Below are 12,662 nucleotides of genomic sequence, written 5' to 3' on the forward strand. Positions count from 1 at the left end.
TGACCCCGGCGACCACCTTCTGATCCATCAGCAGCGCGCCGATCGGCCGCTGCGAACGGTGCATGCGGGCCCACGCACGCTCGGGGTCGGCGCCGCGACGCAGCGGGTCGGGACCGAGCCGATCGGTCAACGCCGAAACCTCCGGCGGCAGCAGCACTTCGCAGGCGGTGGGACCGCGCAGGTCGGTGCCGAAGCCGGGCTGCCCGTCGGGCGCGCCGAGCATGCGCATGCGCACCTGCCCGACGGGCTCCCCCATCGGCAGCTCGGAATCGTAGAACTTGCCGTAGAGGCCGAGGTGCACGTGCACGACCAGGCCCGAATCGTAGTGGTGCAGCAGGTGTTTGCCCCACGCCTCGGCTCTGGTCAGCAGCTGCCCGTCCACTTGGGCGGCGCCGGCGGCGAACTTGCCCTGCGGGCTCGATACGCGCACCACACCGCCCGCGAGCCGCCGCTGGTGCAGCTTCGCGAGACGGTGCAGCGTATGTCCTTCAGGCACAGCCGGTCTGCGTCAGTACGCGGGGACCGCCGGTGCGTCGCCGGACTTCTCGTACTCGGCCAGGATGTCGATGCGACGCTGGTGGCGCTCCTCTTCCGACCACGGGGTCGTGACGAACGCGTCCACGATGGCGAGCGCCTCTTCGGTGGAGTGCATGCGTCCGCCGATGCCGGCCAGCTGAGCGTTGTTGTGCTGACGGGCCAGCTTGGCGGTCTCCACGCTCCAGGTCAGCGCGCAACGGGCGCCGGGCACCTTGTTCGCGGCGATCTGCTCGCCGTTGCCGCTGCCGCCGAAGACCAGTCCCAGGCTGCCCGGGTCGGCGACGGTGCGGCGGGCCGCTTCGATGCAGAAGGCCGGGTAGTCGTCCAGCGCGTCGTACTCGAGTGCGCCGCAGTCGACCACGTCGTGGCCCGCCTTTTCCAGATGATCCTTGACAAGATTCTTGAGTTCGAAACCGGCATGGTCGGCACCGAGGTATACGCGCATGGCAGGCATTCTGTCAGGCGGCTCGATTAACACCGGGGGCGGCTGCCGCGAATCGAGAGATACGCCGCGAGCGACCGGCAGACCGAGGTCTGCGCGCCGTCGCGGCACCGCCGGTTCCCAGCAAGTGAATAGAGTTCATTTCATGCAGCCGCACGAAACCCAGCCCCCACAGACGGGCCAGCAGGCCGACCCGTATGCCTCGGCCGGGTGGGCGCAGGTCCCGAACACGCCCTACGGTGCCCCGCCGAACCCCGCGCCCTACGGCCCGTACCCCGGCGCGCCGGTGCCGCCGCCGCTGCCGCCCCTGCAGCAACCGCGCGGGCTCTCGCCCTACGGCATGCCCGCCCGGCACAGCTGGGAGATCCCGATGCTCGTCGTGGTCGTCACGCTGACGGTGATCGCGTACGCGATCGCGGTGCTGCTGCTGGTGACCGGCAGCGTCGACCAGTACGTGCTGCTGCTGGTCTTCGCGCCGGTGCTGTTGTGGGTGGGTCGTGGCATCACCTACTCGACCCAGCGGGTCAATGGGGTGCGCATGTCGCCGACCCAGTTCCCCGAGGGGTACCGGATGGTGGCCGAGGCCGCCGCCCGCTTCGGCATGGCCAAGGTGCCCGACGCCTACGTGGTGCTCGGCAACGGTCAGATCAACGCGTTCGCCAGCGGGCACGGCTTCCGCCGCTACGTCGCGGTGTACAGCGACCTGTTCGAGATCGGCGGCGCGGCACGGGAACCCGACGCACTCGCGTTCATCATCGGGCACGAGGTCGGCCACATCGCGGCGGGCCACACCTCCTATTGGCGCCAGCTCGGCATGTTCCTCGTCCCGTTCCTGCCGTTCCTGGGCAACTCGCTGATCCGCGCGCAGGAGTACACCGCCGACAACCACGGCTATTGCCATCGGCACACCGGCGCGCCCACCGCGATGGCCACGCTGGCCGCGGGCAAATACCTGAACACGCTGGTCGGCTTCGACGAGATGGCCGACCGGGCGGCGCTGGAAAAGGGTTTCTTCGTCTGGGTGGTCAACGCCATGTCCTCGCACCCGGTGCTGACCTGGCGGATGTGGGCGCTGCGCGACCGCAGCAGGCACGGCAAGCTCTGGTTGCGACCGAGCCCGCCGGTCGGCGCCGCGCCGCCGGCCTATCCGAGTTCGTACGGCCAGACTCCGGCGTTCCCACCGAAACCGGTGCCGTAACGAACGAGTGCCGCGGAACGCTCCGCGGCACTCGCCGAGCTACTCAGTCGAACTCGGGCTCCTCGTTGCGCGTGCGCTTGAGCTCGAAGAAGTGCGGGTAGTCGGCCAGCGTCACCGAGGCGTCCCACAGCTTGCCCGCCTGTTCGCCGCGCGGGATCCGGGACAGCACCGGGCCGAAGAACGCGGTGCCGTTGATGTGGATCGTCGGCGTGCCGACATCCGGGCCGACCTTGTCCATGCCCGCATGATGGCTCGCGCGCAGCGCCTCGTCGTAGTCGGTGCTTTCGGCAGCCTGCGCCAGTTCGGCGGGCAGGCCCACCTCGGCCAGCGCGTCGGCGATCACCGCGGCCAGGGACTCCTTGCGCGAGTCCCGCTCGTATTCGGCGCGCCAGTTGTGGATCCGGGTGCCCATCGCGGTGTAGAGCGGCAGCAGCACCTTGTCGCCGTGCTCCTGCGCCGCGGCGATGGCGACGCGCACCGGTCCCCAACCGGTGGCGAGCAGTTCTTTGTACTGCTCGGGCAGGCCCTCTTTGTTCTCGTTCAGCACCGACAGGCTCATCACGTGGAACCTGGCCTCGATGTCGCGCACCTGCTCGACCTCGAGAATCCAGCGGGAGGTGATCCAGCACCAGGGGCACAGTGGATCGAACCAGAAATCGGCAACATCCTTCGCGGAGCCTTTGTCACTCACGGCGGGTCCTCTCGAATCGCAGGCTTGTCGGGGCGGTGTCCCCCTAACCGCTACCACCAGCAACCACGGCGGGCGCCGATTCGTTCCCGCCCGCCGCGGCGTTTTCCGCCGATGCCGTCGCCGGCCCGGTTAGGGTTGATCGGCAGGAGTCCAGTTCCCTCTCGACAAGGAGTCCGCCATGAGCTCGGGGCAGCGGTTTGTCATCGTCGGCGGCGGGCTCGCCGCGGCGAAGCTGGCAGAAGCATTGCGCGCCAACGACTTTCCAGGGTCGGTGACCATGATCGGCGCGGAGGAGCACCTGCCCTACGAGCGACCACCGCTGTCCAAGGAACATCTGCTCGGCAAGAAGGCGCTCGCCGAATTCACCGTCGACCCGGCGCAGTGGTATCGCGACCACAATGTCGATCTGCGGCTCGGCACCACCGTCACCGGCCTGGACCCGGCCGCCAAGACCGTCGAACTGCCGGACGGCTCCACCGTCGCCTACGACAAGCTGGCCCTCGCCACCGGATCGACGCCGCGCACCCTGTCCATCCCCGGCGCCGACGCGCCCAACGTCTACACGCTGCGCACCATCAACGACTCCGACACGCTGATCGAACTCTTCGCCAGCGCCGCACAACGGATCGTGATCATCGGGGCGGGCTGGATCGGCCTCGAGGTGGCGGCCGCGGCCCGCACCGCCGGTGTCGAGGTGACCATCGTCGAGAGTGCCGAACAGCCGCTGCTCGGCGCGCTCGGCCCCGAGATGGGTGCGGTGTTCGCCGAGCTGCACCGGTCGCACGGCGTCGACCTCCGGCTCGGCGCGAAGATCAGCGAGATCACCACCCGGGAAGGCATCGCGACCGATCTGGCCACCGGCGTGAAACTCGACGACGGCAGCACCATCGAGGCCGAAGCGGTGCTGGTCGCCGTCGGCGCCGAGCCGAACGTCGAGCTGGCGGAAGCCGCCGGGCTCGCGGTGGACGGGGGCGTGCTCGTCGACGAACATCTGGTCACCAGCGACGCCGATATCGTCGCGGTGGGTGATATCGCCGCGCAGCAGCATCCCGTGCTGGGCCACCGGATTCGGGTGGAACACTGGGCGAACGCGCTCAACCAGCCCGCCGTCGCGGCCGCGACGATGCTCGGCAAGCAGGCGAGCTACGACCGGCTGCCCTACTTCTTCACCGACCAGTACGACCTGGGCATGGAGTACACCGGTTACGCCGCGCCCGGTGCTTACGCGCGGGTGGTGACCCGCGGCGATGTCGCGGGCCGCGAGTTCGTCGCGTTCTGGCTGGACGGGGACGATCGAGTGCTCGCGGGCATGAACGTGAACGTGTGGGATGTGACGGATCGGATCAAGGAACTGATCCTGAACGGCGCCCCGGCCGACCCCGACGCGCTCGCCGACACCTCGAAACCCCTGTGATACGGACATCCGATGAAATACATGCTGCTGAAGACCTACACCACCCCCGCCTACTGCGACACACCGATCAACGAGTGGTCCCCCGAAGAGATCCAGGCGCACATAGACTTTCAGCGCGCCCTCGGCGAGCAACTGGCCAAGTCGGGTGAGCTGGTAGACGCGCAGGGGCTCGCCGGTCCGTCCGAAGCCCGCATCGTCAGCTCCGACGGCCGCTCCGCGCCGATGGTGACCGACGGACCGTTCCCGGAGACGAAAGAGTTCTTGGCCGGGTACTGGATCGTGGATGTGGAAAGCCCGGAACGGGCCTACGAGATCGCCGCGCAAGCCTCGGCGGCCCCGGGTCCGGGTGGTAAACCGATCGGCGAATACATCGAGGTGCGACCGGTCATGCACGCTCCGGCCACCGCGCAGTGACCAACCGGCGAGCGGTGCCCGACGACACACCGCTCCCGGCGAGGGCCGAGGACCTGTTGCGCGAGTTGGCGCCACAGGTCCTCGGTGCGCTGGTCCGCCGCTTCGGCGATTTCGACACCGCGGAGGACGCGCTGCAGGAGGCCATGCTCGCCGCCGCGACCCAGTGGCCGGTCGAGGGCCTGCCGGACAACCCACGCGGCTGGCTGATCCAGGTGGCACAGCGCCGGATGGCCGACGCGGTGCGTGCCGAGGTGGCCCGGCGACGCAGGGAGACAACGGCATTCGAGCAGACGGTGACCGACGCCATGCCGGTCGAGCAGGACGACACGCTGGCCATGTTCTTCCTCTGCTGCCATCCGGTGCTGTCCCCGGCCAGCGCCGTGGCGCTGACGCTGCGTGCGGTCGGCGGGTTGCGCACGGCCGAGATCGCGCAGGCTTTCCTTTTGCCGGAAACGACGATGGCACAACGGATCACGCGGGCCAAGAAGAAGCTGGCGACCTTGGACCGGCCGTTCGCCGGGTCGGATACCGCGGAGTGGCGCGAGCGGCTCGGCGCGGTGTTGCACGTGCTGTATTTGATCTTCAACGAGGGCAATACCAGCACCTCGGGCCCGGACTTGCACCGAACGGACCTGTCCGGCGAGGCGATTCGGCTCGCTCGCGCCGTGCACCGGCTGGTACCGGCCGATACCGAGGTCACCGGCCTGCTCGCGCTGATGCTGCTGACCGACGCCCGGCGCGCGGCCCGCACCGGCACGCACGGCGAGCTGATCCCGCTCGCCGAGCAGAACCGGGCGCTGTGGGATCGCGCGCAGATCGTCGCGGGCGTCACGCTGACGACGGGCACGCTCGCCGCGGGACTCGACGGGCCGTACCAGATTCAAGCGGCCATCGCGGCGTTGCACGCGCAGGCACGGTCCACCGAGGACACCGACTGGCCCAAGATCCACACCCTCTACGAGCTGCTGGACAAGCTCTCGGACAATCCGGTGGTGACCTTGAACCGAGCGGTCGCGCTGGCGATGGTGCACGGGCCGGCGGCCGGTCTGGAACTCCTCGCCACCCTCGACGACCAGCTCGCCGACAACCATCGGCTCGACGCCGTCCGTGGCCATCTGTACGAGATGGCCGGCGATTCCGCCGCCGCGATCACCGCCTACACCGCGGCCGCGGAACGCACGCACAGCGTCCCGGAGCACCGGTATCTGACGCTGCGCGCCGCCCGGCTGCGGCACGCGTGAGCCGACATGCGCCGCCGCCGAGTGTGGTTCGGCCGGCGGGTGGGGGCAGACTGCGAGAGTGACGGATAAGACCAGTGCCGGTGTGCTGCTGTTCCGGCGGACGAACGGCGAGACGATCGAGGTGTTGCTCGGGCATATGGGTGGCCCGTTCTTCGCGCGGAAGGACGACGGCGCGTGGTCCATCCCGAAGGGCGAGTACGAACCGGAGCTGGAGGACGCCAGGGCGGCCGCGAGCCGCGAATTCCACGAGGAGCTCGGACTTTTCGTGCCACCGGGCGACTGGATCCCGCTCGGCGACGTGCGCTACGGCAGCGGCCGGGGCAAGAAGACCCTCACCGTGTGGGCCGTCGAGTCCGACCTCGACCTGACCGACATGGTGCCGGGCACCTTCGAGATGGAATGGCCGCCCCGCTCCGGCAAACAAGCCAGCTTCCCGGAGATCGACCGCGCCGACTGGTTCGACCTCACCACCGCGCAGGCCAAACTCGGCACCGGCCAGCGGCCGTATCTGGAACGTCTACGCGAGCATCTCGCGCAGGCGTAACCCTGTCTCGAAGTCCGGCCGAGCTGGACCGCGGCGGCGCCGGATGGGACTTCGCGACAGGGCCTAGGGCCAGGGGTTGCCGGTGATGAGTTCGTAAGCCTCGCGGTACTTCTGGCGGGTGGCCTCGACGATGTCGGCGGGAATCTCCGGACCCGGATATTCCTTGTTCCACCCGGTCGAAGTGGACCAGTCCCGAACGAACTGCTTGTCGAAGGAACGTTGCGGGCGGCCGGGTTCCCACTCGGCCGCGGGCCAGAAGCGGGACGAGTCGGAGGTGAGCACCTCGTCGCCGAGGGTGAGGGTGCTGTCGTCCCAGCCGAACTCGACCTTGGTGTCGGCGACGATCACCCCGCGCTCGGCGGCGTGCGCGGCACCGCGCGTGTAGACGTGCAGGGTCAGCTCGCGGAGCCGCTCGGCGACCTCGCGACCCTCCTGGTGCACCACGTCGTCGAAGGTGATCGGCTCGTCGTGCCCCTCGGACGCCTTGGTGGTCGGAGTGAAGATCGGCTCGGGCAGCTTGTCGCCCTCGCGCAACCCCGGCGGCAGCACGACACCGGACACGGCACCGGTCTGCTCGTACTCCTTCAGCCCGGAACCGACCAGGTAGCCGCGGGCGATGCACTCGACCTGCACCATCTTCAACGGCTTGACCCGGATGCCGCGCCCGGCGAACTCGGCGGGCACATCGGTCGCCGAGATCACGTGATTGGGCACGTCGGTGAAGTAGTCGAACCACCAGTTGGACAGCTGGGTCAGCATCGCGCCCTTGTCCGGGATCGGGGTCGGCAGCACCACGTCGTAGACCGAGACCCGGTCGGACGCGACGAGCAGCAGGGTGTCGCCGTCCTCGTAGAGGTCGCGCACCTTGCCGGCGTGCACATGCTTCACTCCGCAGCTCCATTCCTGGATAGGGTTCTGGAAAAAAGTCCCGCGCGGGCAACCTTACCCAGGTGGCATCGTGGGGAGCGCCCGAGTAGTTCTTCGAACCCGAAGGAGCCTTATGTCCGCACCGAACCTGACTCGTGACCAGGCCATCGAACGCGCCTCGACCGTGTCGGTCGAGAACTATCGCATCGACCTGGACCTGACCGACGGTGCCGGCAAACCGGGCGAACAAACCTTCTTCTCCCGCAGCACGGTCACCTTCAGCGCGACACCGGGCGCGAGCACCTTCATCGACCTGGTCGCCCGCGGCGTGCGCTCGGCGGTGCTCAACGGCACCGCGCTCGATGTCTCCGGCTACGACGAGTCCACCGGCATCACGCTGCCCGATCTCGCCGCGACCAACGAACTGGTGGTGGAGGCCGACTGCGAGTACTCGCACACCGGCGAGGGCCTGCACCGCTTCGTCGACCCGACCGACGACGCCGTCTACCTGTACTCGCAGTTCGAAACCGCCGACGCCAAGCGGATGTTCGCGTGCTTCGACCAGCCGGACCTCAAGGCGACGTTCGACGTGCACGTCACCGCCGCGCCGGACTGGAAGGTCATCTCCAACGGCGCCGTCGTGGAAACCCTTGCGGCAGAACCGGGTAAGCACATCTTCCGCACCACCCCGCGGATGAGCACCTACCTCGTCGCGCTGATCGCGGGTCCCTACGCCCAGTGGACCGACGTCTACACCGACGATCACGGCAGCATCCCGCTCGGCATCTACTGCCGCGCCTCGCTCGCCGAGCACATGGACGCCGAGCGGCTGTTCACCGAGACGAAGCAGGGATTCGGCTTCTACCACAACAACTTCGGCGTACCGTACGCGTTCGGCAAGTACGACCAGCTGTTCGTGCCGGAGTTCAACGCGGGCGCGATGGAGAACGCGGGCGCGGTAACCTTCCTGGAGGACTACGTCTTCCGGTCCAAGGTGACCCGCGCGTCCTACGAGCGCCGGGCCGAGACCGTGCTGCACGAGATGGCGCACATGTGGTTCGGCGACCTGGTCACCATGAAGTGGTGGGACGACCTGTGGCTGAACGAGTCGTTCGCGACCTTCGCGTCGGTGCTGTGCCAGGCCGAGGCGACCGAATACACCAGCGCCTGGACCACTTTCGCGAATGTCGAGAAGTCCTGGGCGTACCGGCAGGACCAGCTGCCCTCCACCCACCCGATCGCCGCCGACATCCCCGACCTCGCCGCCGTCGAGGTGAATTTCGACGGAATCACCTATGCCAAGGGCGCTTCGGTGCTCAAGCAGCTCGTCGCCTACGTCGGGCTGGAACCCTTCCTGGCCGGCCTGCGCGCCTACTTCGCCGAGCACGCCTACGGCAACGCCACCTTCGACGACCTGCTGACCGCGCTCGAAAAGTCTTCTGGCCGTGACCTTTCCACCTGGGGCGCACAGTGGCTCAAGACCACCGGCCTGAACACCCTGCGTCCCGACTTCGAGGTCGACGCCGAGGGCAAGTTCACCTCGTTCGCGGTCGTCCAGGACGGCGCCGCGCCGGGCGCGGGTGAGCGCAGGGTGCACCGGCTCGCCATCGGCGTGTACGACGACCAGAACGGAAAGCTGGTGCGCACCAAGCGCGTCGAGCTCGATCTCGACGCCGCCGAGCGCACCGACGTCCCCGAGCTGGTCGGCGTACCGAGCGGACAGCTGGTCCTGGTCAACGACGACGATCTGACCTACTGCTCGGTGCGCCTCGACGCGGGTTCGCTGGACGTGCTGATCAACCGGATCGCCGATATCGCCGAACCGCTCCCCCGCACCCTGGCCTGGTCGGCCGCGTGGGAGATGACCAGGCAGGCCGAACTGCGGGCGCGCGACTACCTCGCGCTGGTGCAGCGCGGCGTCGGGGCCGAAACCGAAATCGGTGTGGTGCAACGACTTCTGATGCAGGCCAACCTCGCGCTCAGCAGCTACGCCGACCCGGCGTGGGCGGCGAGCACCGGCTGGACCGAGTACGCGGACCGGCTGCTCGAGCTGGCGCGGGAAGCCACGGCGGGCTCGGATCACCAACTGGCCTTCGTCAACGCGCTCACCGGTGCCAAGCTGTCGGCTTGGCACACCGAGGTGCTGCGGGAACTGATCGACGGCGATCCGGCCAAGGTCGGGCTGCCCGGTCTCGTGATCGACACGGACCTGCGCTGGCGCATCGTCATCGCGCTCGCCATCGCGGGCGAGATCGACGCCGACGGCCTGGCCACCCCGTTCATCGACCAGGAACTGGCCAACGACCCGACCGCGGCGGGCAAGCGGCAGGCGGCGACGGCGGCGACCGCCCGGCCGATCGCGGAGGTCAAGGCGCAGGCGTGGCGCACGGTGTTCGAGGACGATTCCGTCTCCAACATCACCACGCGCGCGATCGTCGCGGGCTTCGCCCCGGTGGGTCAGGCCGAGTTGCTCGCGCCGTACGTCGAGCGCTACTTCGCCGAGGTCGCGCAGGTGTGGGAGCGTCGCTCCAGCGAGGTCGCGCAGACCGTGGTGGTCGGGCTGTACCCGTCCTGGGACGTCAGCGCCGACGCGGTCGCGGCCGCCGACAAGTTCCTCGCCGGTGACCACCCGCCCGCCCTGCGTCGCCTGGTCACCGAGGGCAAGGCGGGCGTCGAGCGCGCCTTGCGTGCCCGCGCCTTCGACGCGCAGTAGTAGTCCGCAGTAGTAGTCCGCAGTAGTAGTCGCGGCCCCCGCCCCGCCGGGGCGGGGGCTTGCCGTTCAGCTGAACAACGCGGTGTTGTCGGCGGCCCAGCGCGCGAAGGTGGTGGCGGGGCTGCCGGTGAGATCCGCGACGGCGGTGGTCGGTTCGGGCTGCCAGCCCAGCATCGAGCCGGTCGCGTCCACGTACCATTCGGCCCCGTCCCCCATGCTGCGGGCGAAGATCTCGATCGCCTCCTCGCGGGGCACCTTTCGGACCGAGAGGGTCCGCCCGAGTGCCGTGCCGATCTGCTGGATGCGCTCGGCGCGGGTGAGCGCTTCCGGCCCGGTCAGCTCGTAGGTCCGGCCCGCGTGACCGTCGGAGAGCAGGACCGCCGCGGCGACGCGCGCGATATCGTCCATCGTGATCGGCGTGCTCGCGACCTCGGGGAACGGATCGAGGATCTCGTCGGACGCGCGGATCTGATCTGTCCAGATGGTGGAGTTCTCGATGAAGTCGCCGGTGAACAGGTGCGTCCAGTCCACACCCGAATTCTCGACGGCCGTGGCGATCGGCGTCCAATGCGCTTCGCCGGAGAGATCTACGATCTGCCCGACGCCCGCTTCTTTCGCCAGTGCTACCACCTCATCGATGGTGTCCAGCAACGGTGCGAGATACATCCGGTCCACGCCCTCGAAGGCGGCGGGCAGGGTGGAGACCCGTCCGAGATAGCCCTCGGCGACTTCGACACCCGGGGGCAGCGCCGCGCGCGCCGGGTTGGTGGTGAGCGCTCGCACGTTCTGCGCTCCGGCCGCGACGAGGTGGTCGACGACCTTGCGGCCGATGTTTCCGGTGGCTCCCGTGACAAGAATCTGCATAGTCCCAAGGTGCGCGAGCAGGGCCACGACCAACAAGCCCAAATTCTGGTGCTTGCCGAAAAAAATCGGACCGCGTCTGCGCACCGTGGTGTGGGCAGACGAAACCGGCGCGCACACCCTGCTCGGGGTGTGCGCGCCGGAAGAACACGCTCGTGGTTTCGCCGTGCGGCGCGGCCGCCGCGCCGGCGGTAAGGCTCAGGCGCGGTGGCGGTTTCGGATGGTCAGCGCCCGATGGCGGCGGCCATCACGCGCACCGCCGAGACCAGGCCGTCGATCAGCTGACCCTGCCGGAACGAGCTGAGCGCGGCGGTGACGCCGAGCTGGCAGACGCGGTCGTTCGCGCGGTCGGCGACCTCGCGGCCGGAGCGCACCTCGATCGCCTTGTCGTTGGGCGAGACGGCGATGAGCACCGAAGCCGACGCCTCAGGGGTCGAGGGGAAGATCGCGTCCGCGCCGGCTGCCGAATCGGTGCCGAGATCGCCGATGAAGATGTTGAACCGCACCTTGGTCGCGCGGGTCGCCTCGGTGAGCACGTTGTCGATGGCCAGCCGCTCGTCATCGCTGAACGGAGCTTCCTTGAACACGTCACCGGCCTCGTGCACGCCGGACACGCGTCCGCTGCTGGTGACGACGTACCCGTGCGGCAGGTCGGCCTCGACCACCGCGGGCCACTTAGAACTTGCCACTTGCCCGGCCTCCGATCAGCTCCGCCTTGGGGGCGTCGATGGCCGCGTGGTGACCATGCGGCTCCGCATGCCCGCCGTGCGCCTCCTCTGCCCTTTCGTGATGAACCGCCGAGGTCACCTCGTCGGTCGCACTCCACAGCACCGGCGCCGAGGTCCACTGCTGACCGAGGTCGTAGTGGGCCGGCTTCTCACCAGCGAGTGGCTTACCGAGATACGACAATCCGGCGATCGCGCCATAAATCACCAGCGGGATGCCGCCGAAGATCAGCACTGTCTCGAGAATGCTCACAGTCCAACGGTAGACGATGCTGTGTAGTAGTTCGCCTTCTGGTCGTCCCGACCCCGTCGTGTCGAGCGATGACGCGCCGCGGGCGGGCGGTTTGCCCGCCCCGCCCGGCCGCGCGCTCAGCTGCGTGGACCGCGGAAGCGGATGCGGAACGAGATCTCCTCGGGTCCGCAGTACCGCCATACCGCGCGGAGGATCGGCCACGCGGTGCGCGCCGCGAACAGCGCCGCGCTTCCCGCCATCGTCGTGCCCAGTCCGTCGTCCGGCCAGCCGTGTGCGGCCAGCTGGGTGCAGGTCGCGGCCGTGAACACACTGCCCGCGACCAACCGGAGATCGACCTTTGCTCGCCGTGCCAGGGCACGAAAGGTCGTGCGCCGCTCGACGACCATCGGTGCGGGCAGTTGCCGGAACGGCGGCTCGTGACCGCAGGTGTGCTGGTCCTCGGTGTGGGCCGCCGGGTGCGGCTCGCCCTGCGGCAGCGGCACTACCGCGGGGTTCACCTGATCCGGGACGGCACCGGCGCGCTCGGCGTCGTCCCCGGAATGTCGGTGTGAATTCAGCATCTCTGTGTTGTTCTCCTCGTGTGGAATCCGTGTTCCAGGACCGGGTCAGCCCGCCGAGCAACGGACTCGTGAATCGTCAGGGAATGTGACCAGCACACAATCAAGTGCACGTTTGAATTACCAGCGAACCCGCTCCGCAATTTGTCGGAGTTCGCCCGCCTCGCCGGAACCGGAAGGCGATCACGAGCATAACTAAAAATGG

General features: G+C 68.7%; 13 protein-coding genes and 1 pseudogene. 6 read left to right on the plus strand and 8 right to left on the minus strand.

All coding sequences use genetic code 11. The annotated features are described in order from the left end of the window. Window position 1: 1 nt before the first annotated feature. Together NVU01S_RS06555 and NVU01S_RS06560 are read right to left on the minus strand one after the other, a co-directional pair. Window positions 2-496, minus strand: a pseudogene (locus NVU01S_RS06555) (DNA-formamidopyrimidine glycosylase family protein); the annotation flags it as partial. Between the two features lie 12 nt (window positions 497-508). Further along, window positions 509-982 (minus strand): ribose-5-phosphate isomerase, encoded by a 474-nt coding sequence (locus NVU01S_RS06560; RefSeq protein ID WP_043673715.1) that lies wholly within the window; start codon window positions 980-982, stop codon window positions 509-511. Window positions 983-1,124: 142 nt separating this feature from the next. Between NVU01S_RS06560 and NVU01S_RS06565 the strand changes: the two genes are divergently transcribed. Beyond that, on the plus strand, window positions 1,125-2,177 hold the full coding sequence (locus NVU01S_RS06565; RefSeq protein WP_043673717.1) for a M48 family metallopeptidase: 1,053 nt from the start codon (window positions 1,125-1,127) through the stop codon (window positions 2,175-2,177). Window positions 2,178-2,220: 43 nt separating this feature from the next. Here NVU01S_RS06565 and NVU01S_RS06570 read toward each other — a convergent pair whose 3' ends face one another. After that, on the minus strand, window positions 2,221-2,868 hold the full coding sequence (locus tag NVU01S_RS06570) for a mycothiol-dependent nitroreductase Rv2466c family protein (protein ID WP_043673718.1): 648 nt from the start codon (window positions 2,866-2,868) through the stop codon (window positions 2,221-2,223). A gap of 178 nt (window positions 2,869-3,046) precedes the next feature. Here NVU01S_RS06570 and NVU01S_RS06575 point away from each other — a divergent pair, with 178 nt between their 5' ends. The 4 genes from NVU01S_RS06575 to NVU01S_RS06590 are packed head-to-tail and all read left to right on the plus strand — an operon-like array spanning window position 3,047 to window position 6,481. Next, window positions 3,047-4,282: an NAD(P)/FAD-dependent oxidoreductase gene (locus NVU01S_RS06575; protein ID WP_043673719.1), complete on the plus strand. Its 1,236-nt coding sequence runs from the start codon at window positions 3,047-3,049 to the stop codon at window positions 4,280-4,282. A gap of 12 nt (window positions 4,283-4,294) precedes the next feature. Further along, on the plus strand, window positions 4,295-4,696 hold the full coding sequence (locus NVU01S_RS06580) for a YciI family protein (protein WP_043673720.1): 402 nt from the start codon (window positions 4,295-4,297) through the stop codon (window positions 4,694-4,696). After that, window positions 4,693-5,937 carry an RNA polymerase sigma factor gene (locus NVU01S_RS06585; protein ID WP_052280808.1) on the plus strand — a complete coding sequence of 415 codons (1,245 nt, stop codon included), beginning with the start codon at window positions 4,693-4,695 and terminating at the stop codon, window positions 5,935-5,937. The genes NVU01S_RS06580 and NVU01S_RS06585 overlap by 4 nt, the downstream gene beginning before the upstream one ends. A gap of 58 nt (window positions 5,938-5,995) precedes the next feature. Continuing rightward, window positions 5,996-6,481 (plus strand): NUDIX hydrolase, encoded by a 486-nt coding sequence (locus tag NVU01S_RS06590; protein ID WP_043673722.1) that lies wholly within the window; start codon window positions 5,996-5,998, stop codon window positions 6,479-6,481. A gap of 63 nt (window positions 6,482-6,544) precedes the next feature. Here NVU01S_RS06590 and NVU01S_RS06595 read toward each other — a convergent pair whose 3' ends face one another. Next, a complete protein-coding gene (locus NVU01S_RS06595; protein WP_043673723.1) occupies window positions 6,545-7,369 on the minus strand; it encodes a phosphoribosylaminoimidazolesuccinocarboxamide synthase in 825 nt (274 codons plus the stop codon). 112 nt (window positions 7,370-7,481) lie between these two features. Between NVU01S_RS06595 and pepN the strand changes: the two genes are divergently transcribed. Further along, a complete protein-coding gene (gene pepN, locus NVU01S_RS06600) occupies window positions 7,482-10,061 on the plus strand; it encodes an aminopeptidase N (protein WP_043673725.1) in 2,580 nt (859 codons plus the stop codon). Between the two features lie 66 nt (window positions 10,062-10,127). Here pepN and NVU01S_RS06605 read toward each other — a convergent pair whose 3' ends face one another. From NVU01S_RS06605 to NVU01S_RS06620, 4 genes are all read right to left on the minus strand, one after another. After that, window positions 10,128-10,925, minus strand: coding sequence for an NAD(P)H-binding protein (locus tag NVU01S_RS06605; protein WP_043673803.1), 798 nt, complete (start codon window positions 10,923-10,925; stop codon window positions 10,128-10,130). A gap of 221 nt (window positions 10,926-11,146) precedes the next feature. Beyond that, window positions 11,147-11,611, minus strand: coding sequence for a DUF5130 domain-containing protein (locus tag NVU01S_RS06610; protein WP_043673727.1), 465 nt, complete (start codon window positions 11,609-11,611; stop codon window positions 11,147-11,149). Further along, window positions 11,598-11,900 carry an aa3-type cytochrome oxidase subunit CtaJ gene (ctaJ, locus tag NVU01S_RS06615; RefSeq protein ID WP_029895288.1) on the minus strand — a complete coding sequence of 101 codons (303 nt, stop codon included), beginning with the start codon at window positions 11,898-11,900 and terminating at the stop codon, window positions 11,598-11,600. Before ctaJ ends, NVU01S_RS06610 begins: the two co-directional genes overlap by 14 nt. 116 nt (window positions 11,901-12,016) lie before the next feature. Continuing rightward, a complete protein-coding gene (locus NVU01S_RS06620) occupies window positions 12,017-12,460 on the minus strand; it encodes a hypothetical protein (RefSeq protein WP_043673728.1) in 444 nt (147 codons plus the stop codon). Window positions 12,461-12,662: the final 202 nt, after the last annotated feature.

Origin of the sequence: Nocardia vulneris, from assembly GCF_001613425.1 — a bacterium.
Classification (GTDB): domain Bacteria; phylum Actinomycetota; class Actinomycetes; order Mycobacteriales; family Mycobacteriaceae; genus Nocardia; species Nocardia vulneris.